Raw genomic sequence first — 23,426 nt, forward strand, 5'->3', positions numbered from 1 at the left:
AATCTATTTGTAAGTAAAATGTTTTCATGGATTTTTATATCGGTGTAAGACTGATACTCAATTCAATAAGGAGGGGCGGCATTGGCAAAGTCAAATATACCTAAACGGCCAACTCGGGATGAGTTTGAACTAGAGGAACTTGGCAATCAACTGGTGGAAGCAAAAGAAGATAAGGACGTTCGAGTTCTAACAGTTTGGGGAGAAGCTGAGAAGGTACGTGGGCGGATCACAGTACTTGATTCAAGGACAAGATTAGTCCATGTTGAAGATAATTGTTCTATAAGGAAAATCCCTTTCTTGGACATTATGAGGGTTAGTTATGCTTAGAAAGATATGAATCTTGTGGTGTGAGTATGATGAATTGTGGAAGGAACAACGTTGGTTGTGAGAGTCGAATTTCTTTCGGACGAGGTACAGGAAAACATAATTCGAATAGCCGAAGAAGCATGTTCATCTATTGAACCGGAGAATCTTTTTAGATATTACGATGAAGAAAACGATGTGGTTTACTGTGCCTCAGGAAGTGATGAGGGTTTCTGCGTTTCGGTAAGTGATTATCGACCTGAACTAAACGCTAGTGCCTTGGATATTCTAACGAATCGATTCGGTGAACCGCACTCGCTCAACGTGAAGGAGAGTTCGCTTGATCCAGGATTAAATATCTTTTATATGACATGGAATAGGCTAATTCAATAGGGACGTACATTTCACGCAGCTCATGAAGTCAGCTATGTAAAGATTAGAGTATGTAATTGTACTCCAAGTGAAACCATAAGGCGTAAATATTCTTGGAGGTAATGTGATGCAACAAATTGATGGGTTTGGGAGTTCATTTCTATCGAAATACATCGTAAAGTCAAAAGAAGAAATTGAAAGAGAGAAAGCCTTGGAAGAAGAGTTAATAACTGAAGCAGTTAAAGAGAAAACTGTACAGCAGCAGAAAGATACATATCTAACTGAGAATCGATAAAGTCGTTGAACTAGATGAGTATATTTGTAGTTGATTGTGAAGAATGATAGAGACGATGAGACAAAACTTCTCCCCCTCCCTCGCTTTTGCGAGGGACTTTTTTATAAAAAAAACCTGGTAGCCTGGACCAGGTGAATAATAAACGAACGTATTTACTATATCGGAAATAAGTACGACGATTTAAATAAAATTTCGCCTGACTAGAGATTTGAATTTCATAGCTTGTTTTGGTTTGGATCTTGTCTTCAAAGGGTATTAGGAAATTACCTAATGTTGTAAAGTGAATGATGAATATGAATAGTATAGGAGTTCATCATGGGAACAAATGAATGGATATTAGTATTAATAGTTGCACTAGGTTTTTTTGCATCAATATTTTGTGGAAAGAAGCAATACCGCAAAACTTCAAAGCAAAAAGGAAAAAAATACCCAAAAAATATGACCCATCGAACATCATTAAAGTGTCGTTCCGATGAAATTATCCTCACATGTAATCTAGATGACCTATCAGGGGCAGAATTCGAACGACTACTTGCATTGTATTTCCGTGATCAAGGGTACACGGTCAAAGAAGTAGGCGTAGGTGGGAATGATGGCGGTGTAGATCTTGTCATCATTGATAAAAGAGGGGAGAAAACAGCCGTACAGGCCAAATGTTACGCCGACGGGAATAATGTTGGGGTGCAGGTAGTTCGAGAATTAGTTGGTGCGAAGAGAAATCACGACTGTATTCTCTCTCTATTAGTGACGACGTCCGATCTTACACAGCAGGCAAAGAAAGAAGCGGAGCAGTTCAAAGTTGATTACTGGCATGGGGCAATTGTGGAGCAAAAACTAAAAACATGGGGAAAATGGAACCCAATAAAGAAACGAAATGCTAAATCGAAGCCTGCGGTTAGTGAAATTCAGCTATCTCGATTAGAAGTAGCTGCTACCGGATCTGTGCATTGCGTTTGTGGTGCTCCAATGATTAAAAGAAAAAACAATAAAACAGGTGAAGGGTTTTGGGGATGTAGCAAATATCCAAGTTGTAAGAAAACAAAACCCGTTTAGAAATAGTACCCCGTCTCCGCATTAAGCAGAGGCGGGTTAGTTGTAGTTTCGAAAAAAACTTGTGCAGGGAATAACTGCATATTGCCGAAAACTATATGGGAGGGAAGGAACTATAACTTAGGAGGAATGATTGTGTTTTTCGGCAAAAAGGAAACACCAGAAGATAAACGAGAAAAAGAAGTTCAAAAGTTCCTTAAAGAAAATTCGCTTGATGAAGTTTCAGAAAATGATTTGCAAATCCTACGGCGAATATCGTCAGATTTAGCTGGGCTTAATTTGTTAAAGGCTGGTTTGGCCCTGTCCTTCGCAAAGGCTGAAGAACAAGCGAAAGTTGCGTACCTGAGTGCATTAGTTGATCAGAATTGGATCATCATTAGAAAATTAGATGAAATTAGTAAAAAGCTGGACAACACTAATAACCCGCCTCAGCTTTAAACGAGACGGGTTATTATCATATTCTAATTTTTTTTACAGGGGAAATTGTTCTGTGTATTCTTGTGTGGAATCCCAGGGTGTTAGCTGCCATTGCGCAGCACACATTAGGCTAATTCTATAATTATGGCTGCGGTACAGTATTTGGTGCTATTCCGAAAATGCGATGGCTTTCGAAAAGGATGAGTGGATTGTCGAATATGGCTCCAGAAACAGATTTAATGAACGCTATTAGATCTTTTTGTCAGCAATTTGAAGATCATATAAAGATATTAAACTGCAACTGTAATTCAAAAAAATTTATGGACTTTGAAGCTGAAATAAAATGGTCAGAGAACGAATGGATTATACTCCGTTGTGAAGCAAAAGTAGCCTCACAAACGGATGGGGGTGAGTACAAGGAAAAATTTAATACCGTACATAAGATTTTTGGCGAAATACTAAAAGGACGTAACTTGAAACAGGATGGATACACGAATAAAGATAATATCGTGTATGGTTTTTTAATTCACAGCAGAGACGTTGGTTTTTATAAAAACCAGTATTGTCGAATGATTAATGATTGGAATATATTCGGAGAGGTTTTTAAGTCTAAATTTGTCATAGTATTTGACAGCACTGCAATGAAACTTGATTTTTACCAATGGAAAAACTTTTGGATAGATGGAGTTCTGGTCCGCAGTTTTTCAAATGCTAAATGATGAAGAGCTACTTTCTGAATAGGTCATAATTGAAAAGCCCTTCCTTAGAAAAAGGGCTTCTCTACATGTATTTGTCCATATAATCAGAGGTGTAAATAAAGTTCTGGCCGTATGCTACCATGTACCGCTTCATTTTTTCACGAAAGAATCTGTCTGCCAAAGCTAGCTCCACTATGAAAGCTTGTGCGCTTCCGAGTGACCTGTTTCGTTTTGCTTTACCGTAAAAAAGTTGGTTCCGAAAGTCCAGATTGTCGGCCACCTGAATCAAGTTTCCATACATAACCCTCGAATGTGTAGATGTCACTCGCGGTAGCTCTTCAAAGGTCTCTCCGAGATCCATATCTTCTACTCCCTTCCCATTCAATTTCTAATCGTCAGAAAACGCCCTCGGTTCAAAACATCATTCAGCACACTGCACACTAAGAGGCCCTGTCCAGAGAGGTGGGGGAGGTGCTGCGTAGCATAACACCATGCTTAGCGATAGATAACATCCCCGCGTTTGATCGATCCGTCCAGTGCAGCTTTGACTAGCTTCTGGTCATCAAAGCTCACTCGCTTCCCTGTTCCCACTTGCTCAGCATGCAGACGCCCATGGCTCACCGAATCAACTCTATATGCTTCGTTCGATGATACCGTAGTTGATGGAGTGTATAGAGAATGTGCAATAGAAAGCAAGACACCAAAGCTTAACACAGCCAGCAGACCCCATGACACTTTAGAGACCGTTTTTTCCAAGTCCTCAGTTTCTTCATCATCATCTTCCCAACCATCTTCATCTACATAACGAGGGCGCCTCCGATCTTCCCGATAGTACCTACGCTTCCGGGACATCCATAGCCGCCGCCCTTCTTACGGGTACTGGAACCCCGGTTCGTTTCTGATCAGGCCTTGCCTGGCGCTCAGCGATCCTGGCCATAGCCATAGGCTTTAGGTGCCCCTTTGCCCAGGCACTGAAATTGAGTGTTTTGGATATCTCCCACATTTCCCTCTCCAACGGGTCATTTACATTGAAGCAGACCGGCTTTCGTTCCGTTGCCACCGTCAACACCTCCTGAATTGAGTGGTGTAACCCTGTGTTGTGAAGAGCAGCGTGCTGTTGTGTTAATAAGTGATGCACAACGGATTGTCCAATATTCGGCTTTCTCCGAATAATTTTTCGATACCTTGTCCAGACTGCTGATGAGGTGATTAAATGTCAGGTTTAAACAAACCACGTACTCCCGCAGGGAAATTCCTTGATGAGCATGGAATTAGTCACTCCTACATCGCAGAAGAAACAGAACTGAGTATGGATACATTGACAAGGATATTTACCATTGGAAAGAAAACGCAAAATCCCACTCGGTCGACACGGAAGTTGATTCTTGAAGCGATAAAAAAGAAAATCCCGCAAGTCAAAATGTCTGACTTATGGGAAGATGAGTAAATGCGTATATTTAAAGTGGAAACAGGGAATAATGAATAATTTGTATATATCCTAAAGAGGTCAATCAGTACAACCGCCACAGCACCCTGATGTCTGCCTATCGGCACATCAAGGAGCCGAAATTCATGCACTGCGTCATTCGGGAAAAGGGCGAAGTCTACAAGGCACTCCGGGCGTTTTTTGGGAAGAAGGAAGCACTGACGTAGATTGGAACAACCGGGCGAGCAATCGTCCGGTTGTTTATTTTTATTGGTCGAAAAAGGGATGTTGTATAAAAATTGGTAAAATCATAAAATATAGGAAAACGATCTGAAGGAGGCTTACGATGTATCCGCAAAAACATCGCAGGCGAAATACACCGGCCTTTACTTTCCTCGCCTATTTCACCTTGGGTGCAGGGATCCTGTTATTTTCCATCGGTCTTTACAATGCATCGAACATGGAGCTGAATGAAAAGGGGTATTATATCGCATGCATGCTGCTTGTGGCGGTCGGGGCGATTTTGACACAAAAAGTGGTGAGGGACAATGATGAGGACAAGGCGATTATAGAAGAGCAGGAACGCGAATTTAATATGAAGGTGTCCAAAGCGGAAAAGGAAACGATAAATAAATAGACGTTCAAATGGCGGATGCTACATAAGAAACGTGCTGCACGATGAAGCTCCACACCTGGCATCCAGATCTTGGGCTTTTCTGATCAGGGCCGCGGGCAAAACGATGACCGAAATCATAACGGTGGAGAGGAAAACATACGAGGGAGACCCGTTGGGGTATCCCTCGTTTTATCTTGTCTGGACTCATTATTGGGTATCAGCAGGAAGCCAGCCTGACAGGAATGCGCCTCCGTCCGGGTGGTTGCTTGCCGTAAGCTCGCCTCCATGCTGCCGGATGATTCTCTGTGATATGGTCAGTCCCAATCCGGCACCTCCCGTATCACGATTTCTCGATTGCTCCCCCCTGTAGAGAGGTTCAAAGATATGCTTCAGCTCTTCTGGCGTAAAGCCCGGCCCCGAATCGTGGACAGTGAACGTCACTCGGGCTTCTTCCCGTCGACATTGAATGAGAATGTTGCCATGCATCGGTGTGTACCGCACGGCATTATCCAGCAAATTGCTCATCGCGCGCTCCAATAAGTGGGCATCACCTCGAGTCACACAGTCATCGGGCTCGAAAAGGACGACCATCGAGATGTGCTTCTGCTGCGCTTGCGGCTCCAGGCTGTCGATCGATGTTTGGATCATTCTTTTCAGGTCTACCCGATTCTCGACTCGCTCCGCCGCCAGGTATTCCATCTTCGTATAGGTGAAGAGATCCTCGACCAATCGGTCCAATTGCGCCGATTTTTCCTTGCAAACGGCAACATACTTTGCGACCTGATCCGGCGTTCTTGCAATTCCCTGCTCGAGTCCGTCCAAATAACCGCGTAAGGCAAATAACGGTGTCCGTAAGTCATGGGCTACGGCAGCGATGACGAATCGTCGTTGCTCCTCCAGCTCCGCTTGCTTTCGGTGGGAGCTTTGAAGTCCATTCACCATGACTTCAAACCCATCTCGAACCTCGGCGATCTCCTTGATGGTCGACTGGGGGAGCTGCACGTCCAAATCACCTGCAGCAATTTGCCGCGCTGACTGGCTCATCGTCTCAAGCGGCGTGAGCAGGAGCCTTCGCATTTGAACGCCTACGATAAAGAAAGCGAGCAGCAGTCCGACGAATGCCGCTGCCATGGGAACCAAGTAGGAATTGTGCCGGTCCGCTCCGATCTCGAGCGATTGGGTCGTGATGAAAAGGGCCGCCACAAAGAATATCCATGGCAGCTGCAAAAGGAGCACCAAGCTGAGCAAGCCATAAGTACGAATACGGAGCTTCTTCATGTTACCCCCTCGAAGCGGTAACCGACGCCCCATACGTTCGTCAAATATTGGGGCTGCTCCGGATTGCTCTCGATCTTGTCGCGGAGGCGGCTCAGATGGACGCGAATCGTATGCTTGTCCCCGACGCCGTCCCAGAACCTGGCGAGCAATTGAGCGTAGGTAAACACCTGTCTCGGATGCTCCGCAAACAATCGCAGCAATTCGTATTCTTTCGGCGTGAGCGAGACACTCGTTCCTTCGACGAATACTTCTCTCGTGGACAAGTCGAGCTTGATGCGGCCATAGTCCAACACTCTGCCCGGATTCTTTTGCTGCCGTCCGGTACGTCGTAAAACAGCCTTTACGCGGGCAACGATCTCGCCTGCCGAAGCGGTTTTGACGATATAATCATCGCCGCCGAGCGTCAGCCCGCGAATCTTGTCCACATCATCGCTGCGGGCACTCAAAAACAGGATGGGAACGCTGCACTCCGTCCGAACACGCCTGCAGAAATCAAACCCGTTTTGTCCCGGCATCATGATGTCGAGGATGATGCAGTGAACCGTGTTCTGTTTGAATGCCGACCATGCTTGCGTCGCGTCATTCGCCGTTACGACCTGAAAATGATCATTTTCCAAGAAGTCTCTCAATAGTTCAACGATGCTCTGGTCATCGTCCACGACCAAGATCGTAGGTCTTTCATTCACGTAGATCCCGCCTTCATTCAGAGGATTTACCCTTACCGACTACATCTTACCATCTCCTCTGCGAACCTTGCGTATTTCACGCATTCTGTGATGGTTTGTTTATCGTTTTGTAACCATTTTGGTGATTCGTTTGAGAGATTTCCTTGCTATCCTTCCTTTTAGTGAAGCGAATAAACGCATAGAAATGGGAGAGGGAAGCATGGATCGACGTCCATTCATCTACAAGCTGCTCGTGTGTGTCAGCTTGATTTACGTGCTCTATGTCTTGATCAACAATGTCGTCATTGATCCTGGCGCAGAGATGTTTCTCAGTCATAAGACGAGCCCAGGTCGTGAACTGAAGCCTCGAATCTGGTTAACGGTCATGTACATACACGTCGGGTTCGCCTGCATCGCGATGGCATCGGGGCTGATCAATTTTTCAACTCGCAGCTATGAGAAGCGCCGCAGTTTTCATCGTGTGAATGGCTACGTTTATGTAACGTCCGTGTTGTTTGCGGTGCTGACTTCTGGTTACATGGCACCCTACGCAACGGGAGGAAAAATGAGCAGCATAGGCTTTAACCTGCTCAATATCCTATGGCTAGTCATGACAGCCACAGCGCTAGTCCACATCCTGAAGAAACGGATTCCTTTGCATCGTCGGTGGATGATTCGGAGCTATGCCTTTTGTTTTACGAATATGCTGATTCATCTCCTCACCTTGGTGTTTCACCAGATGATCGGCCTCGATTACGTGACCAGCTACACGCTGGGACTTTACAGCTCGATCGCGCTTTTGATCATTGCTCCAGAGGTGCTATTTCGGATGGAGGCCAATTACCGTGAACATTGAAAGGCACCTTCCATGCATGCCTGTTCCCTCCATGGTGCAGACTAACGAAAAAGTGACCATCGGAGGCAGTCATGAAGAAAAAAATAGCCGATTCCCTGCTTACCCCCAAGCAACAGCCAGCCCCATTGAAAAGTGAAGAAAGTGAAAAAGAAGAGCTCATGAGTCAGGTATTGCAGACGGTTGCATTGACCGAAGAAACCGTCGAAAAACAGAAGGATCAATATCTGTTAGAGGGAAAATAGCAGGACGTGATACGAGCGGCGTTTGCGTCTTGGGCGTAATCGCCTGCATAAAACGGCTGAAAATGGGCCATACTGATTACTACACTGTTAACAACCTTTTTCAGCCCTCGCGATGTCGAGGTTTTTTTTTGCCCCATGATATTTTCATAGAAGCACTCCATCCGTCATTTTGGAAAATCCAATGACAGAGCGGGGTGCTTTTTTGATAGCAGAATAGGAGATTAGATTAGACGGAAGGATGAAACGATTGCTCGAGTCTCTTCATGAAAGCCTGTGCGGCCCTGCCCATATATTTATCGTTTCGATGGATGATCGCAAGCTCGCGAATCGGTGAGTTCGTGATCGGGATGGCTCGAATTCGCAGGGATTGGAAGCTGTCGATCAAGCGGCTGGGTTGAATGGTGGCACCGACTCCTTCTTTTACGAGCTGCAGCAAAGAAGTGGCGGACCCTGTCTCCATGATCGTTTGGATGGATATTTCTTGCTCCGTGCACCAGGAATCGAGTAACTGACGTCCATAAAAGCCTTTCGGGTACATGACGAATGGAATGCCGACCAAATCCTGCGCTTCCACATATTCCCGATCGGCTAGTGCATGTCCATCATCCACATACAGGCTGTAGGATTCCGTATAAAATGGGATTCGCTGCAGACGGCTGTCTGGTTTTAAGGACAAGCCTACTCCAAGGTCGACTTCATTGTCGAGGACCATTTCCGCAATTTCGATGGAGGAGATCACCTGGACTCTCGTATGGGGAAATTCTTTATGAAAATCGACGAGCAGCGGGGTTAGCCGATAATCCAGATCGGATCCTAATACGGCTACCCGCAGGTGACCAGCATGAAGTTCGGTTAGATCGCTGATGGCGCTCTTGGCATTTTCGAGCTTTTGGAAAATCTCCAGTGCGTAGCGTTCGAGAATCACTCCCGCCTCGGTCTTGACTGTCTTTTTTCCGATCCGATCAAACAAGGGCACGCCTACCGCGTCTTCCAAGACACGGATTTGTTGACTCAATGTGGGCTGGGAGATGCCCAGCTTATAAGCCGCTTCGGAAAAATGAAGCTCGTTACAGAGCGTGATGAAATACTGCAATTGTCGAAGCTCCATGGTATCATCCCCTTTAATGATAGCTGCAAACTATCATTTATATAGAAAAAATAGTATTGAGCTATATTTACAACCATCCTAAACTAAAAAAAGCGCAAATGAAAGGAGGTTGTACAAGTGCGTTTTTTATATCTCGTAGCCATTATTTTCTTTATGTCCCTTAACCTGCGACCGTCTATTACATCTGTAGGACCATTATTGGATGTGATCCAGACAGATTTGGGAATGAGCGGGGTTACAGCCAGTTTGCTTACGACTCTCCCCGTTTTTTGCATGGGGATTTTTTCTCTTCTCTCGATCCAATGGAGCAATCGCCTGGGCATCGAAAAGTCCTTATTCATCGCCATGCTTTTGATCTTCGCAGCCACATTCCTTCGAGGCTTCCTCTCCAGCAGCCTGCTCTTGCTGGCTACTTCTCTCTTTTCGGGAATAGGCATCGGGGTTGCGGGGCCGCTCCTCTCTGGATTCATCAAAAAGTATTTTCCAGACAAGCTGAGTGTCACGAGTGTGTACTCCGTCTCCATGGTCATCGGTGCTGCAGTCGCCACGAGCTTTTCCATCCCGTTGTACACCTGGATGAACGATTCCTGGCAGCAGGCCCTGAGCTTTTGGAGTGTATTGGCCGGTATCGCAGCCTTGCTGGTGCTGCCTCTTCTCGTAACAGGCAAGAGGGAGCCGGTTGCGATGACTGCGCCTATGATGCGGATCACCAATCCGCGTGTCTACGGATTTATGATGTTCTTTGGATGCATGGCCGCTATTTTTTACTCGGTAACGGCCTGGCTGGCGCCTATCGCCAAATCCATGGGGATGAGCGATTCACAATCTGGCATGATTCTCACCTTATTTACCGTGATTCAGATTCCCGTCAGCTTTCTCTTGCCCATTCTCGTCGGAAAAACCGGAAAACGAAAGAAGTGGTTGCTGCTCTGTGGGGTATCGGAGCTCGTAGGAGTGACTTTGCTATTGGGGCATGCTTCTCCTTGGATCGCGACGATTTTTCTAGGGATCGGCGCAGGAGGTCTGTTTCCACTCGCTCTATTGATTCCGTTGGGAGAGGCACGCAGCGCAGAGGAGGCGACTTCGTGGTCGGCACAAATGCAATTCGGCGGTTTTATCATAGGGGCCACTGGACCTCTGCTCGTCGGTCTCACGACAGATGTGTTTGACAGCAGCAGCTACACTCCCGCCCTGCTGGTTATCATGCTGACGATCGTGGCATTGCTTGCAGCTGTATGGAATATGGAAAAGAAACGCGAAGTCGACCGTGCGTGTTAATGTGCTGACCGGTAGCCGCCCGAAAATCCCTTAGGCCATGTCCTAGGGGATTTTTTGATGTCCCAAAGAACATGGCCTTATACGAGTGCTTGGTTAAAAGAGCCAGGAAACCCAGTAAGCCAGGATAACCAGCGTAAACAGAACGGTAATGGGGATGACGATCGTCGTGACTCTCAGGTATTCTCCCCACGTAATCTTCACTTTCCCCTTTTTTAAGATGTGCATCCAAAGAAGGGTTGCCAGTGTTCCCATCGGCAGAAGGAGGGAGCCGATGTCGCTGCCGATGACACTCGCCAGATAAGCGATTTTGAGCGTGAGTGGATCGAGTCCCATGTTCGTCAGAGTAAGCGTTCCCACCATCAGGGCGGGATGGTTGTTGAAGAGATTGGACAGGATGGAAACGAGGAGTCCCATCATGACACTGGCTTGTGTCAAACTTCCGGAAACGATGGGTTGGAAAAATTGAATCAGCCACTGCGTCAATCCGATATTGTGCAAGCCGTAAATGATCACGTACATGCTGAAGGCGAAAATGAGAATATGCCAAGGAGTTTTCTTTAGCATATCAGCCGGTGATATTTTCAGATAGACCCAGCGCCAGCCGAGGAGAAAGAAGGAACCGATCACTGCCATGGCTGGAACGGGAAAATGAATGTAGGAGGCGATGAAAAGGCTCGCACGAACAGCTAACACGAAAAATAACAGGTAGCCCATGAACTTTGTTCGCTTCTCTCTCGGGATGGGAGAAGAGTCACCTTTCAGAGGATGGCTGTACTTCGAAGAGAGGGTGAGTCGATTGGTAGGGAGTTGACGAGGCAGTACGCGGTAAAAGTAGGCGTACAGCAGCAGGGCAAGCAGAACCAGTCCAAGTGTAGCTGGAACAAACATCATGGCCGTGTGCATGTAGAGGTCCATGTTTACAATTTTCAACGCGATCAGATTCACGATATTGCTTACCCCGATCGGTGCGCTGGATGCGGTGGCGATCAAGGCTCCGCTGAGCAAATAAGGGATCTTCTCGTGATTTTTCAACCCTAATTTTTGGAGCAGGAGCAGCAGGATCGGTGTGGTAATGAGGATGCTGCCATCGTTATTCACGAACAGGGTCATCAAAAAGCAAAGCAGGTTGGTGTACCAGAAGAGGCGAATCCCGGATCCTTTTGATTTCGCTGCCAAGTTTTCAGCAGTCCAGTGAAAGAATCCAAAGCTCTCCAATACAATCGCCATGACAATGGTGGCGATGATGGTGATAGCTGCTCCACCGATGGTCTCGGTGATGGTTAACAGATCGCCAAAAGACACGCTGCCACTGATAAAGACAAAAAAGGCTCCCACTGAGGCAGGTATCGCTTCGTTTACGTGAGGCCGCCAAAAGATGAAGAGGATGGTGCACAGGAATGACATAATGGTCAGAGGGACCATGAGCTCAGACATCTTTGGCGTCACTCCTTTGTTTTCGTATAGTAAACATCGCTAATTTACAGTCCTTTCACTTGTCCCTGACGAATCCTACTGTATCAATACGTAATCCTTCATCGAATTGACCTAAACTTGTACCCTTTTTCTAAATCTTCCACGATTATCAGGAGTCGTTCGTCCAGTGGCAGCCTAGGCATCCATGGTTTATTCTCACAGTAATGCGAAAAATGGAGGGCATCGGGAAATGACGGTTGAAGAAGTGCTGAAGAAGCTCGCGGAGATGGGAACGGAGCAGACGAAGAAGACCTTTATGCGGCATGGAGCCAAGGAACCCATTTATGGCGTTCGAATTGGGGACATGAAAAAGCTAGTGAAAGAAGTGAAACGGGACCAGCAGCTGGCACGCGCGTTATATGAGACAGGCAATCACGATGCGATGTACTTAGCGGGGCTGACTGTGGATTCAAAGAGCATGACAAAAGAGGATCTGCAGGCCTGGGTGAAAAAAGCGTACTGGTACATGCTGGCGGAATACACGGTGGCCAGCGTCGCTGCTGAAAGTGATCATGCCCTGGAGCTCGCGCGAGAATGGATACAGTCTAAAGAAGACACGGTAGCTACATGCGGCTGGAACACATACTCCAACTACCTGTCTATTACTCCCGATGAGCGCTTGGATCTGCAAGAAATCAAAGAGCTGCTCACGCTGATCAAGGGTACGATCCACGAGGAAAGAAATCGGGTACGGTACACGATGAATCAATTTGTGATTTCGGTGGGGACTTACGTGCTTGCCCTTCATCAGGAGGCTCAGGATGTGGCAGCGAACATAGGGACGGTACGTGTGGACATGGGGGAGACAGCTTGCAAGGTCCCATCGGCTACGGAATATATCAAGAAAGTAGAAGAACGAGGCAAGGTCGGTCAAAAGAGAAAGACCTGTATTTGCTAGGGTCATCCCCTTGGAATTGATTGTAATGTTTAAATTTGCTAAACTTCCTCGACTCTTTTCAGAGGATGTGCTATCATGAGACCTTGTTAACGTATTACCACTTTACCATAGTAAACAATAGGTCTTAGGGGGATCATCATGAAAAGATTTGCAGCTATTTCTATCTTACTTACCGCCATGCTGTCACTCGTAGTCGGATGCTCCAATACCCATACCGGCGCCAGCAGCAACCAGTTGATCATCGGAATTGATGACAAATTTGCACCAATGGGCTTCCGCGATGAAAAAAATGAAATCGTCGGCTTCGATATTGACTATGCGCGAGCGGCTGGGGAAAAGATGGGGAAAGAAGTCGTTTTCCAAACCATCGACTGGAGCTCCAAGGAATCTGAATTGAACAGTGGCCGGATCGATTTGATCTGGAATGGATATACAATTACGGATGAGCGCAAGCAAAAGGTTTTGTTCACCAAGCCTTATTTGAAGAATGCACAAGTGATCGTGACTGCAGCGAATTCGCCTATTACGAAGCTGGATGATCTGTCCGGTAAAAATGTGGGTCTGCAAAAGCTTTCCTCTGCTGCAGACGCTTTGGACGCGAGTCCTATCAAAAACAATATCAAAACCATCACAGAGTTCCCTGACAATGTACTCGCATTGAGCGACTTGAAAATCGGACGCGTGGACGCAGTGGTCATCGACAAGATCGTAGCCGATTATTACATGGCGAAGGACAAAGGTACGTTCAAGCAGCTGGACGAGTCTCTCGCGCCAGAAGAATACGGGATTGGCGTGAAAAAAGGCAACGAAGCGCTGCGAAATGACCTGCAAAAAGCACTGGACACCATGAACCAGGATGGAACAGCTGCTAAGATCTCGGAAAAATGGTTTGGCGAGAATCGGGTATTGAAGTAAACGGGTAAGCAATCGTTTATCGAGGCTTCGCCGCACATCCGGCGGAGCCGCATTTTTATTTTCGGTTAGACTTTGGACTAGGAGCATACGAGTATGAGCGCAGATTATATCCTCACTATTACCAAGCCGATGCTGGAAGGCGCACAGATGACAGTATTGCTGTTTCTCGTGGCCATCGTGCTGTCCATTCCGCTGGGCTTTCTCATCACACTCATGGCGAAAAGCAGCATCAAAGCGGTGGCATGGATCGCGCACACGTACGTTTATGTCATGCGCGGAACACCGCTGCTTTTGCAATTGCTGTTTATTTGCTTCGGGCTTCCGCTGCTGCCTGTTGTGGGTGAATATCTGGTGTTTGATCGTTTTGTGGCGGCGTGCATCGGATTTGTCCTCAATTATGCCGCGTATTTTGCCGAGATTTTTCGGGGCGGCTTGCTGGCGATCGACAAAGGTCAGTACGAAGCTGCCCAAGTTTTGGGCTTTGGCAAGTGGCAGACCACGACCAAGATTATCTTGCCGCAAATGTTTCGCGTAGCATTGCCAGCGGTCTCCAACGAGTCCATTACGCTGGTAAAGGATACGGCATTGCTGTATGCGGTAGCGGTTCCAGAGCTGCTCCACTACGCACAGACAGCGGTGAACCGCGACTTTACGATCGTTCCGTTTTTCATCGCAGGCGTCATCTATCTGGTCATGACTCTTTTGTTGACGTTGTTCTTTAAGTGGTTGGAAAAACGATTTAAATATGAATAAAAGGATTGGCGCGCTATGGCAATCATTCAAGTAAACCAGATGAAAAAATCATTTGGCACGTTGGAAGTATTGAAAAATGTCAGCTTTGAAGTAAACAAGAACGATGTGGTAGCTGTCATCGGCCCCTCAGGCTCGGGAAAGAGCACGATGCTCAGAAGCCTTGTCTATTTGGAGCAAGTAAACGGAGGCAGCATCCGCGTGCAGGATCAAGATCTCGTGCGCGACGGCGTGTACGCGAGCCCACAGAAGATCAAGGAGATCACCTCCAAGATGGGCATGGTGTTTCAGCATTTCAACCTGTTTCCTCATTTGACCGTAAAAGAAAATTTGGAGCTGGCTCCTCGCGTCGTAAAAGGTGAGTCTGCAGAGGAAGTTCAGCGCAAAAGTGCGGAGCTGCTTGCGAAAGTAGGCTTGTCCGATAAAGCGGATCACTATCCTGCGAGGCTTTCTGGAGGGCAAAAACAGCGCGTGGCCATCGCCAGGGCTTTGATGATGGACCCTGATATTTTGTTGTTTGATGAACCGACATCGGCGCTCGATCCAGAGCTCACAGGGGAAGTCTTGCAGGTCATCAAGCAGCTCGCACAAGAACGGATGACGATGATGGTCGTGACGCATGAAATGGGATTTGCGCGGGAAGTAGCGAACAAGGTCATGTTCATGGATAACGGAGAGTTCATCGAGGCGGGGACGCCGGATCTGATGTTCACCAATCCGCGGTTTGAGCGGACGAAAGCATTTTTGCAGAAAGCGTTGAAATAGACTTCGGCTATGTGTGTAGCCGGAGTTTTTTTTCTAGGAGGCGACTCCTCGGGGGAGCAGGGGAGGAGCCGCGACTAGCCCTACATGACGGGATAGTTGAGGTATCTCATATGGATGAAAGAATAGAAGTGGTCACTGAACGAATCAGCGTTTAAAAAGGCATTGTAGGCATAGGGGGAGACACGGCAATAAACCGTTTCACGTCCGTCCAAAAATCGTATGTACAAGCGCTGGGATCTCAGATCGTATCGAGTGGAACGGATCAGACGAGAATCGAGTTTTTTGTAAGAGGGCTCCTGCTCGTCAGGAGCAGGCCGTGAAACTAGCTGGCGAATGAAAGATCTCACTTCATGCGGACTCCTTTTGCGTATTCTTGGAAGCAGAATTATTTCTTTGAGTTCTTTATTTTACTCAAAAATTTGTATTCAGAATACAAAAAGAACACACCGACAGAAAGATGAGCGAAAAGAACTGCGTTGAGTGCGACATTCGGAATAGTAGAGAACATGCAGAGCCTCCTGTAAAAAAAGACATCTAGGACGTGTTTCTTAGATTCGCTGTCGCTTTAGTTCTTAGGTCCTGGTTTCGTGGTGGAAGCGAGCACGAAATGGTTCGTAGTGCTTGACGACTAATGGGTGATTTTGTCGAAATAAGTCTATATTACCTATTATGATTTTGTCAATAAACCGATAGTGGTAATATTCCGAATTGAATTCGCTCCTTTTTAAACACCTCAACTTTGTAATTCTCACTTGACCTATAGGAATTTCGTTATTAAACTGATTGCATAACAAGCCGATCAGACAGCTGAAGGCTCCCTTACTTGCAGACGCAAACGTGAGGGAGCCTTTTTTGTACAGGTAAGGATGCCTGGATGTCCAATAACAGGAGGAATCATGCAATGGCTACTACCAGACAAGTAAAGCTCGGTGCCTTTATCCATGGAGTCGGCGGTCACATCGCGGGCTGGAGACATCCGCTGGCTCAGACGGATGCCAGTATTGACTTTGGCTTTTACACATCACAGGCGCAGAAGGCAGAAGGAGGCAAGTTTGATTTCGTATTTATCGCTGACGGGTTGTTCATCAATGAGAAATCCATTCCCCATTTCCTGAACCGGTTTGAGCCTCTGACCATCCTGTCGGCGCTCGCTGCGGTGACCTCGCGTGTCGGCCTCGTAGGGACGGTGTCCACCTCGTACAGCGAGCCGTTCACCGTCTCGCGTCAGCTCTCTTCTCTCGATCACATCAGTGGCGGCCGAGCAGGATGGAACGTCGTGACATCACCATTGGAGGGCTCCGCGCTGAATTATAGCAAGTCGATCGAGGAGCATCCGGATCATGCCAAGCGCTACCGCATTGCCACCGAGTATCTGGAGGTTGCAAAAGGGCTGTGGGACTCGTGGGAAGATGATGCCTTTGTGCGGGATAAAGAAACGGGGGTGTTCTTTGATCCCAATAAAATGCACACGCTGAATCACAAAGGCGAGTTTTTCTCAGTGCAAGGTCCCCTCAACATCGGACGCTCCAGGCAAGGACAGCCAGTGATCTTTCAGGCGGGGGCTTCGGAAGCTGGCAAGAGCTTTGCCGCTACGTGGGCGGACGCGATTTTCACCGGACATCTGACCTTGTCTGACGCCAAGCAGTTTTATGAGGACGTAAAAAACAGGGCGGCTGCTGCGGGACGCAATCCGGATGAGGTCATCATCATGCCGGGCATCGCACCGATAATCGGACGGACGGAGGAGGAGGCCGAGCAAAAGTATCAGGAGCTCGCGAATCTGGTATCCATCGACCAAGCCTTGGCTTACCTGGGCAGGTATTACGATCACCACGATTTTTCCGTGTACGAACTCGACGCGCCTTTTCCCGATCTGGGGGATGTGGGCAGGAACAGCTTTCAAAGCACCACAGATCGTATCAAGCGTGATGCCCAAAAGGACAATCTGACCCTTCGTCAGGTAGCGCTCCAGGAGACGACGCCTCGACCCTTGTTCATGGGAACGCCAGAGACGGTAGCGAATCTCGTACAGGAATGGTTCGTAGAGCGTGGTGCCGACGGCTTCATTGTCAGCTCAAGCATTCCCTATGCCTTGAATGACTTTATTGATCTGGTCGTTCCGATTTTGCAGGAGCGAGGTGTTTTCCGGACCGAGTATGAGGCGGATACGCTGCGCGGCAATCTGGGCCTCTCCATCCCGGCTAATCGGTATGCGGCGAAGACGAATCAGGCACTCGTATAGGATGTGCCGCCTGGCATATAGAAAAAGCTGTCCCGGCACGGAGCACGAGGGACAGCTTCTTTTTATGGGGGGCTTTTTACAGGACGGGCGATTCCGAGAACGCCTCGACGAGCAGCTCATACGAATGGACTCGTTTCTGAAAGTCTTTGACGGGCGTCGTGATGATGACTTCATCCACCTGATACGTGCGTTGGATATCGAGCAGCTTCGCGCGCACGGTTTCTTTGGAGCCAAAGATGATGTTGGCTTCCTTCACTTCGATGGTAAAGGCTTCGGCCGAGTGCTTCCCGTATTCTTCTGCCTTTTTCAGACTGTTCACCGTGATCGTCTTTCCGCTCGCCAAGTGAATCTTGACCAGTTCGTTTTCTGACGCCAGCCCTCTGGCATCCTCGTCGGTGTCGGACACGATCACGGAAAGGGCGAGAATCGCCTGGGGCTTCTGCAGCGAGCCGGGGGCGAATTTCTGGCGGTACGTGCTGATTGCCTCCAAGCTGACTGCTTCATCGCTGTTGATAAACTGGGCAAAGACGTAAGGAACGCCCCGTGCAGCGGCCAGCTCCGCACTCGATACACTCGTGCCCAGCAGGTAGAGGTCGGCAGGCTGCGGAGGAATCGGAATCGCCTTTAATCCATGAAGCGCATGCTCGGGCTCCAGGTTGTTGTGCAGGAATTTCTCCAGCTCCACGAGCTTTTCTTCGAGGGAAGGAGCCGATGTTGCGTCCCCCTGCTGCAAGGCCCGTGTAGAGAGGGGAAGCCCCCCTGGAGCCCTGCCGATGCCCAGATCGACCCTACCCGGGGCGAGCGAGGCGAGAACGTGGAAGTTTTCCGCTACTTTATAAGGACTGTAATGCTGGAGCATGACTCCTCCTGAGCCGATCCGGATGCGCTCGGTTTTTGCCAGCAGATGTGAGATGAGCACTTCCGGAGAGGAACCGACCACATGATCCAGGTCGTGGTGCTCGGATACCCAGAAGCGATGGTACCCGAGTCTCTCCGCGATTTTGACCAGCTCAATCGTATGCGAAAAGGCTCGTGCGGCCGACTCCCCGTTTTGTATGGGAGTCTGGTCCAAGATACTAAGTGTTAGCGCCACCGTATATTTCCCCCTAATCGTAAAAATGTACGCAAAAAGCCCCTTAGCAGCTTCTAAGAGGCTTCTGGTATGTCCAGTCAGCAAATTGGGCGATATTAAATTCTTTATTTCTTAGTTGTTTACTAGGATTTTATCGGTCGCACAGACGATTGTCAACGACATTTATCCGATCAAGTCCAAGAAAAAGAAGGTTGACGGATACAAAATCAAGAGATAAAATACCGAGTAATCAGATCAGAATTTAAATATATCGTCGACCAGACCACTGGAGACTTCTGCTTGCCTTCATTCTTTTCGGAATGGGGAAGTGGGGGTCTCTTTGTTTTTTGAAGGCGGGCGTACGGTAGGGAGATGGAGGAGAAGCATATGGCTGTGCAGCAAAAAGTCGTGTTGTGGGGAAGAAATGGGTGCTCGTTTTGTGAGAAGGCAAAAGCCGTCCTGGAGGCGCACAACCACCCGTATGAGTGGATCGATGTGGAGGGCAGAGACGTTCTGCGCGATGTGCTCGAGGTCAAGTATGGAACGCGCCTGATCCCGGTCGTGGAGATCGGTAGAGAAGGCAAGTACGAAGCGCTGCTCCACACAGAGCTGGATCGTCTGGCATCCTTTCTAACCAATAAATGAGAGCCGAGGAGGATACGCAGTGGGAACCCAATCGAGCGTGCTTGCACAGACAGAGAATTCCCTTCGGCAAGAGGACATGGAGCGTGTGCCAAAAGAGAGAATGATCGAGCTTTTGCACGTGGAAAAGACATTTGAGAGTGGCGGAAAGACGATCCATGCGCTCAAAGGCGTGACATTGACCGTAGAAAAAGGAGACATCTTTGGGGTCATCGGCTTCTCCGGAGCGGGAAAGAGCACACTTCTGCGCACAGTGAATCTCCTAGAGCGGCCAACCGCGGGGAAAGTCATCGTAGACGGCAGGGACCTCGCTGCCTTGTCTGTCCGCGAGCTGCGAAGCGTCAAGAAAAGCATCGGGATGATCTTTCAGCAGTTCAACCTGCTCGAGTCAAAGACCGTTTTTGAGAATGTCGCCATGCCGCTCGTGCTGAGCCAGACCCCGAAAAAGGTCGTACAGGAGCGTGTAGCCGAGCTGCTGTCATTCGTAGGTCTCTCTGATAAGGCAAAGAGCTTTCCCGATGAATTATCGGGGGGGCAAAAGCAACGGGTCGGTATCGCCCGCGCTCTGGCGACCAATCCCTCCATTCTGCTCTGCGATGAGGCCACTTCGGCGCTCGACCCGCAGACGACGGATTCGATCCTGCAGCTGCTGAGAAGAGTGAACAAGGAATACAACATCACGATTCTCATGATCACGCATGAAATGAATGTGATCAAGGAGATCTGCAATCGGGTCGCTGTCATGGAGCAGGGGACAGTGGTGGAGCAAGGCAATGTACTTGAGCTGTTCGCCCATCCCCAGACGGAGGTGGCACGCAATTTTGTCAAATCCGTCATCCGGGACGACATTCCACCCAGTGTGTATCAGGCTTTGGATGCCGTGAGAGGGAAATCGCGCCTCTTCCAGATCCATTTCGTGGGCGAAAACACCGGGCAGCAGATCATCTCTCAGCTGGCCAAACGGTTCCAGGCGGAGGTCCGCATTCTGTTTGGAAACATCACGGAGCTGCAGGGCGTGCCCTTTGGGAACTACATCGTGGAGCTGGGGGGCAATGAAGGCGATGTGGTCCGGGCGTACCAGTACCTTCGGCAGCAAAATGTGTCAGTGAAGGAGATTTTGTAGATGGAAGTCAGCTCTGATCAAATGCTGCAAGCTGTTTACCAGACTTTGTACATGGTGGGAGTCTCCCTGATCTTCGCCACGATCATTGGTTTGCCGCTGGGGATCTTGCTGGTCGTCACGCGCAAAGGCCATATCTTGGAGAACCAGGCCATCTTTTCCGTATTGAATCCCATCATCAATGTTTTTCGTTCCGTCCCATTCATCATTTTACTGGTGGCGATCATACCGTTAACGCGTCTGATCGTGGGGACATCCATCGGCACCACCGCTGCGATCGTGCCGCTCGTCATCTACACGGGTCCATACATCGCCCGTCTGGTAGAGAACTCGCTGCTGGAAGTGAATGCTGGCATCATCGAGGCCGCAGAGTCGATGGGGGCGACGCCCGTGCAGATCATCTTCCGCTTTTTGATTCCGGAAACGCTCGGCTCCCTCGTGCTCTCGATCACGACCGCCACGATCGGTCTGATCGGCGCGACTGCGATGGCTGGGGCAGTCGGCGGTGGCGGAATCGGGGACCTGGCGATCACGTACGGCTATCAACGCTTCAGTACGATTACCATCGTCGCGACGGTCATCGTACTGATCGTGTTCGTGCAGGGCATCCAGTCGCTGGGCAACAGGCTGGCGCGAAAAATCCGCAGAAAATAACGCTGAAATCCCCAAGGATAATAGACAGGAGAGACATCCATGAAGAAATTTGCCATTTTTCTATCACTGTTCCTCTTCGCGAGCCTGGCTGCTGGCTGCGCGAAAACAGAGGATTCCAAAGCGCTGAAAGTCGGCATCCGCGGCTCTGAAAGCAGGACGTGGGAATTCGTAAAGGAACAGGCGCAAAAGCAGGGGCTGAATATCGAGCTGGTTCAGTTTAATGCCAATGTGAATCCAAATACGGTGCTGCTCGAAGGCGACATTGATGCCAATGCGTTCCAGCACGTCGCTTTCCTCGATCAATTCAATCAGAAGAACAACTCGGACATCGTGCCGGTGGGCTCGACGATCATCGCACCGCTGGGGATTTACTCGGATAAGTTCAAGAAAATCGAAGAAATACCGGATCACGCCAAAATCGCGGTTCCCAATGACGATTCCAACTGGGGACGCTCCCTGGTGCTCCTGCAGGAAGCGGGTCTGATCAAGGTCGTCGACAATTTCGACGGCTTTGGCGGGGCGGATAAAATCAAGGAGAACCCGAAAAATCTCGAAATCGTTCCCGTGGATGGCGCGACCACACCGCGTGTGATGAAGGACGTGGCTGCTTCCATCATCAATAACGGAGTTGCAGTCGAAGCCGGATTCTTTTTGAAGGACTCCATTTTCCATGAAAGCCAGACAGCGAAGCCGTATATCAACGTCATCGCGACCACCAAGCAAAACGAGAACAAGGAAGACCTGAAGAAGCTGGTCCAAGTCTATCAATCGAAGGAAGTCTCAGACTTTATCACCAAGACCTATCAAGGCAATTACATTCCAACGCAAGTGACGGTAGAGGAGCTAAAGAACTTCAAGAGCGCGTATGCGAGCAAGTAACGATGGGGGGCAAACCCAAGGAGGAAATTTGATGGCGCAAAAGAGACAAATCCATTTTTCCGCCTATCTGGTGGGCACGGGAATCCACGTCGCATCCTGGCGTCTGCCCAGCGCGCAGCGAAATGCCAGCATCGACCTGGAGTTTTACAAAAAGATGGCGCAGACGGCCGAACGGGGAAAGTTTGACATTGCCTTCATCGCTGACAGTCTGGCCGTCAATGAAGACTCCCACCCGAATATTTTGAATCGCTTTGAGCCGACGACCTTGCTGGCTGCACTGGCAGGTGCGACCTCCAAGATCGGGCTCGTGGCGACAGCTTCCACGACCTATCATGAGCCTTACAATTTGGCAAGGCTCTTTGCTTCCGTCGACCACATCAGCAATGGCCGCGCCGGCTGGAATATGGTCACGACTGGCGACGCTACGGGCGAGACGGGTCGCAACTTCAGCCGTCAGTCCCACGTGGAGCACGACGAACGCTACAAGCAGGCCGAAGAGTTCATCGATGTCGTGCAGGGCTTGTGGGACTCCTGGGAGGATGATGCTTTCGTCCAGGATAAGGAATCCGGCGTGTATTTCGATCCGCAAAAACTGCATCGGCTGCATTACAAAGGCCAGTACTACTCGGTGCAAGGCCCTCTCAATATCGGCCGGTCGAGACAGGGTCAGCCCGTCATCGTCCAGGCGGGAGCATCCGAGCCGGGGCAGCGGCTGGCGGCGAGAACGGCAGAAGTCGTCTTCTCGCACGTCAAGGATTTCGAGAAAGCAAAGGCGTTCTACAAAAGCTTGAAAGGAAAGCTGGCAGACTTTGGGCGCACGCCAGACCAGCTGCATATTTTGCAAGGCATTTCCCCGATCGTGGCGGATTCAAAGGAAGAAGCGGAAGCGATCAATCGCCAGCTGCATGACCTGCTGCTGCCGGAGCAAGGCTTGCGGTTCCTGTCCGGCTATCTGGGCAAAGTCGATTTCAGCAAATATACGCTGGACACTCCTGCCGCGGAGGTGGAATTTCCTCCCGACAACGGCATCCAGAGCCACTTTGAACGGATGACGGAGCTGATTCAAAAAGAAAACCCGACCTTGCGCGAGCTGTACGCCCTGCTCGAGGGGGGCGTGAACCGGGAGCTCGTGGGTACGCCAGAGCAGATAGCGGATGTCCTGGAGAAATGGTTTACCGAAGGAGCTGCTGACGGATTTATGTTTGTCGCACCGATTCTTCCGCAAGGGCTGGAGGATTTTGTAGATAAGGTGGTTCCCATTTTGCAGGAGCGGGGCCTGTATCGCCTCGATTATGAAGGCGACACGCTGCGCGATCATCTGGGACTGCGCAAGCCGGTCAATCGCTTTGCTGCAAACAGCCAGGTATTGACCAATGTAGAAGCATGAATACGAGGGCGAAGGAAGGAGAGAG

Annotated in this window: 28 protein-coding genes and 1 pseudogene; 21 read left to right on the top strand and 8 right to left on the bottom strand. The window is 49.0% G+C overall.

Going from position 1 to position 23,426, the window contains the following annotated elements; translation table 11 throughout:
• Positions 1–81: 81 nt before the first annotated feature.
• From JNE38_RS05570 to JNE38_RS05590, 5 genes are all read left to right on the top strand, one after another.
• The gene (locus tag JNE38_RS05570; protein ID WP_203355619.1) at positions 82–327 is read left to right on the top strand and encodes a YolD-like family protein; all 246 of its coding nucleotides are present in this window, start codon (positions 82–84) and stop codon (positions 325–327) included.
• A gap of 475 nt (positions 328–802) precedes the next feature.
• Positions 803–970 (top strand): hypothetical protein, encoded by a 168-nt coding sequence (locus JNE38_RS05575; RefSeq protein ID WP_203355620.1) that lies wholly within the window; start codon positions 803–805, stop codon positions 968–970.
• Positions 971–1,285: 315 nt separating this feature from the next.
• Entirely contained in the window at positions 1,286–2,023 is a 738-nt protein-coding gene (locus tag JNE38_RS05580) for a restriction endonuclease (RefSeq protein ID WP_203355621.1), read from the top strand.
• 132 nt (positions 2,024–2,155) lie between these two features.
• Positions 2,156–2,458, top strand: coding sequence for a hypothetical protein (locus tag JNE38_RS05585; RefSeq protein ID WP_203355622.1), 303 nt, complete (start codon positions 2,156–2,158; stop codon positions 2,456–2,458).
• A gap of 197 nt (positions 2,459–2,655) precedes the next feature.
• The gene (locus JNE38_RS05590) at positions 2,656–3,156 is read left to right on the top strand and encodes a hypothetical protein (RefSeq protein WP_203355623.1); all 501 of its coding nucleotides are present in this window, start codon (positions 2,656–2,658) and stop codon (positions 3,154–3,156) included.
• A 474-nt stretch (positions 3,157–3,630) separates the two neighbouring features.
• Here JNE38_RS05590 and JNE38_RS30925 read toward each other — a convergent pair whose 3' ends face one another.
• Both JNE38_RS30925 and JNE38_RS05595 read right to left on the bottom strand, forming a co-directional pair.
• On the bottom strand, positions 3,631–3,756 hold the full coding sequence (locus tag JNE38_RS30925) for a hypothetical protein (RefSeq protein ID WP_275296684.1): 126 nt from the start codon (positions 3,754–3,756) through the stop codon (positions 3,631–3,633).
• 214 nt (positions 3,757–3,970) lie between these two features.
• Positions 3,971–4,195 (bottom strand): hypothetical protein, encoded by a 225-nt coding sequence (locus JNE38_RS05595; RefSeq protein ID WP_203355624.1) that lies wholly within the window; start codon positions 4,193–4,195, stop codon positions 3,971–3,973.
• A 153-nt stretch (positions 4,196–4,348) separates the two neighbouring features.
• On the opposite strand from JNE38_RS05595, the gene JNE38_RS05600 reads away from it, so the two are divergent.
• From JNE38_RS05600 to JNE38_RS05605, 3 genes and pseudogenes are all read left to right on the top strand, one after another.
• Positions 4,349–4,582, top strand: a complete 234-nt coding sequence (locus JNE38_RS05600) for a transcriptional regulator (RefSeq protein ID WP_203355625.1) — start codon at positions 4,349–4,351, stop codon at positions 4,580–4,582.
• 56 nt (positions 4,583–4,638) lie between these two features.
• A pseudogene (locus JNE38_RS30535) lies at positions 4,639–4,788 on the top strand (sporulation protein YhbH); the annotation flags it as partial.
• Between the two features lie 119 nt (positions 4,789–4,907).
• Entirely contained in the window at positions 4,908–5,198 is a 291-nt protein-coding gene (locus JNE38_RS05605; RefSeq protein ID WP_203355626.1) for a YiaA/YiaB family inner membrane protein, read from the top strand.
• 186 nt (positions 5,199–5,384) lie between these two features.
• Here the strand turns inward: JNE38_RS05605 and JNE38_RS05610 are convergent, their stop codons facing one another.
• Positions 5,385–6,455 carry a sensor histidine kinase gene (locus JNE38_RS05610; RefSeq protein WP_203355627.1) on the bottom strand — a complete coding sequence of 357 codons (1,071 nt, stop codon included), beginning with the start codon at positions 6,453–6,455 and terminating at the stop codon, positions 5,385–5,387.
• Positions 6,452–7,141 (bottom strand): response regulator transcription factor, encoded by a 690-nt coding sequence (locus JNE38_RS05615; protein WP_203355628.1) that lies wholly within the window; start codon positions 7,139–7,141, stop codon positions 6,452–6,454. The genes JNE38_RS05610 and JNE38_RS05615 overlap by 4 nt, the downstream gene beginning before the upstream one ends.
• 199 nt (positions 7,142–7,340) lie before the next feature.
• Here JNE38_RS05615 and JNE38_RS05620 point away from each other — a divergent pair, with 199 nt between their 5' ends.
• Positions 7,341–7,976, top strand: a complete 636-nt coding sequence (locus JNE38_RS05620; RefSeq protein WP_203355629.1) for a DUF2306 domain-containing protein — start codon at positions 7,341–7,343, stop codon at positions 7,974–7,976.
• Positions 7,977–8,047: 71 nt separating this feature from the next.
• The gene (locus JNE38_RS05625; protein ID WP_203355630.1) at positions 8,048–8,218 is read left to right on the top strand and encodes a hypothetical protein; all 171 of its coding nucleotides are present in this window, start codon (positions 8,048–8,050) and stop codon (positions 8,216–8,218) included.
• A 226-nt stretch (positions 8,219–8,444) separates the two neighbouring features.
• Here JNE38_RS05625 and JNE38_RS05630 read toward each other — a convergent pair whose 3' ends face one another.
• Entirely contained in the window at positions 8,445–9,326 is an 882-nt protein-coding gene (locus JNE38_RS05630) for a LysR family transcriptional regulator (RefSeq protein ID WP_203355631.1), read from the bottom strand.
• A gap of 117 nt (positions 9,327–9,443) precedes the next feature.
• On the opposite strand from JNE38_RS05630, the gene JNE38_RS05635 reads away from it, so the two are divergent.
• Positions 9,444–10,604: an MFS transporter gene (locus JNE38_RS05635; protein WP_203355632.1), complete on the top strand. Its 1,161-nt coding sequence runs from the start codon at positions 9,444–9,446 to the stop codon at positions 10,602–10,604.
• A 93-nt stretch (positions 10,605–10,697) separates the two neighbouring features.
• Here JNE38_RS05635 and JNE38_RS05640 read toward each other — a convergent pair whose 3' ends face one another.
• Positions 10,698–12,038, bottom strand: coding sequence for an ArsB/NhaD family transporter (locus JNE38_RS05640; RefSeq protein ID WP_203355633.1), 1,341 nt, complete (start codon positions 12,036–12,038; stop codon positions 10,698–10,700).
• Between the two features lie 229 nt (positions 12,039–12,267).
• On the opposite strand from JNE38_RS05640, the gene JNE38_RS05645 reads away from it, so the two are divergent.
• From JNE38_RS05645 to JNE38_RS05660, 4 genes are all read left to right on the top strand, one after another.
• Positions 12,268–12,975, top strand: coding sequence for a DNA alkylation repair protein (locus tag JNE38_RS05645; protein WP_203355634.1), 708 nt, complete (start codon positions 12,268–12,270; stop codon positions 12,973–12,975).
• Between the two features lie 138 nt (positions 12,976–13,113).
• Positions 13,114–13,890 carry an amino acid ABC transporter substrate-binding protein gene (locus JNE38_RS05650; protein WP_203355635.1) on the top strand — a complete coding sequence of 259 codons (777 nt, stop codon included), beginning with the start codon at positions 13,114–13,116 and terminating at the stop codon, positions 13,888–13,890.
• Between the two features lie 93 nt (positions 13,891–13,983).
• Positions 13,984–14,643 carry an amino acid ABC transporter permease gene (locus JNE38_RS05655; RefSeq protein ID WP_203355636.1) on the top strand — a complete coding sequence of 220 codons (660 nt, stop codon included), beginning with the start codon at positions 13,984–13,986 and terminating at the stop codon, positions 14,641–14,643.
• A gap of 15 nt (positions 14,644–14,658) precedes the next feature.
• Complete coding sequence (locus tag JNE38_RS05660; RefSeq protein ID WP_275296685.1) at positions 14,659–15,405, top strand: amino acid ABC transporter ATP-binding protein; 747 nt, start codon at positions 14,659–14,661, stop codon at positions 15,403–15,405.
• Between the two features lie 80 nt (positions 15,406–15,485).
• Here the strand turns inward: JNE38_RS05660 and JNE38_RS05665 are convergent, their stop codons facing one another.
• Complete coding sequence (locus JNE38_RS05665) at positions 15,486–15,752, bottom strand: KTSC domain-containing protein (RefSeq protein WP_203355637.1); 267 nt, start codon at positions 15,750–15,752, stop codon at positions 15,486–15,488.
• Positions 15,753–16,306: 554 nt separating this feature from the next.
• Between JNE38_RS05665 and JNE38_RS05670 the strand changes: the two genes are divergently transcribed.
• A complete protein-coding gene (locus JNE38_RS05670; RefSeq protein ID WP_203355638.1) occupies positions 16,307–17,647 on the top strand; it encodes an LLM class flavin-dependent oxidoreductase in 1,341 nt (446 codons plus the stop codon).
• A 76-nt stretch (positions 17,648–17,723) separates the two neighbouring features.
• Here the strand turns inward: JNE38_RS05670 and JNE38_RS05675 are convergent, their stop codons facing one another.
• The gene (locus JNE38_RS05675) at positions 17,724–18,740 is read right to left on the bottom strand and encodes an LLM class flavin-dependent oxidoreductase (protein ID WP_203355639.1); all 1,017 of its coding nucleotides are present in this window, start codon (positions 18,738–18,740) and stop codon (positions 17,724–17,726) included.
• Positions 18,741–19,106: 366 nt separating this feature from the next.
• Between JNE38_RS05675 and JNE38_RS05680 the strand changes: the two genes are divergently transcribed.
• From JNE38_RS05680 to JNE38_RS05700, 5 genes are all read left to right on the top strand, one after another.
• The gene (locus JNE38_RS05680) at positions 19,107–19,364 is read left to right on the top strand and encodes a glutaredoxin family protein (protein ID WP_203355640.1); all 258 of its coding nucleotides are present in this window, start codon (positions 19,107–19,109) and stop codon (positions 19,362–19,364) included.
• Positions 19,365–19,464: 100 nt separating this feature from the next.
• Entirely contained in the window at positions 19,465–20,484 is a 1,020-nt protein-coding gene (locus tag JNE38_RS05685) for a methionine ABC transporter ATP-binding protein (protein ID WP_203357428.1), read from the top strand.
• Positions 20,485–21,135: a methionine ABC transporter permease gene (locus JNE38_RS05690; protein ID WP_203355641.1), complete on the top strand. Its 651-nt coding sequence runs from the start codon at positions 20,485–20,487 to the stop codon at positions 21,133–21,135.
• Positions 21,136–21,174: 39 nt separating this feature from the next.
• Complete coding sequence (locus tag JNE38_RS05695) at positions 21,175–22,014, top strand: MetQ/NlpA family ABC transporter substrate-binding protein (RefSeq protein ID WP_203355642.1); 840 nt, start codon at positions 21,175–21,177, stop codon at positions 22,012–22,014.
• Between the two features lie 31 nt (positions 22,015–22,045).
• The gene (locus JNE38_RS05700) at positions 22,046–23,401 is read left to right on the top strand and encodes an LLM class flavin-dependent oxidoreductase (RefSeq protein WP_203355643.1); all 1,356 of its coding nucleotides are present in this window, start codon (positions 22,046–22,048) and stop codon (positions 23,399–23,401) included.
• Positions 23,402–23,426 lie beyond the last annotated feature (25 nt).

This window comes from Brevibacillus choshinensis, from assembly GCF_016811915.1.
GTDB lineage: Bacteria > Bacillota > Bacilli > Brevibacillales > Brevibacillaceae > Brevibacillus > Brevibacillus choshinensis_A.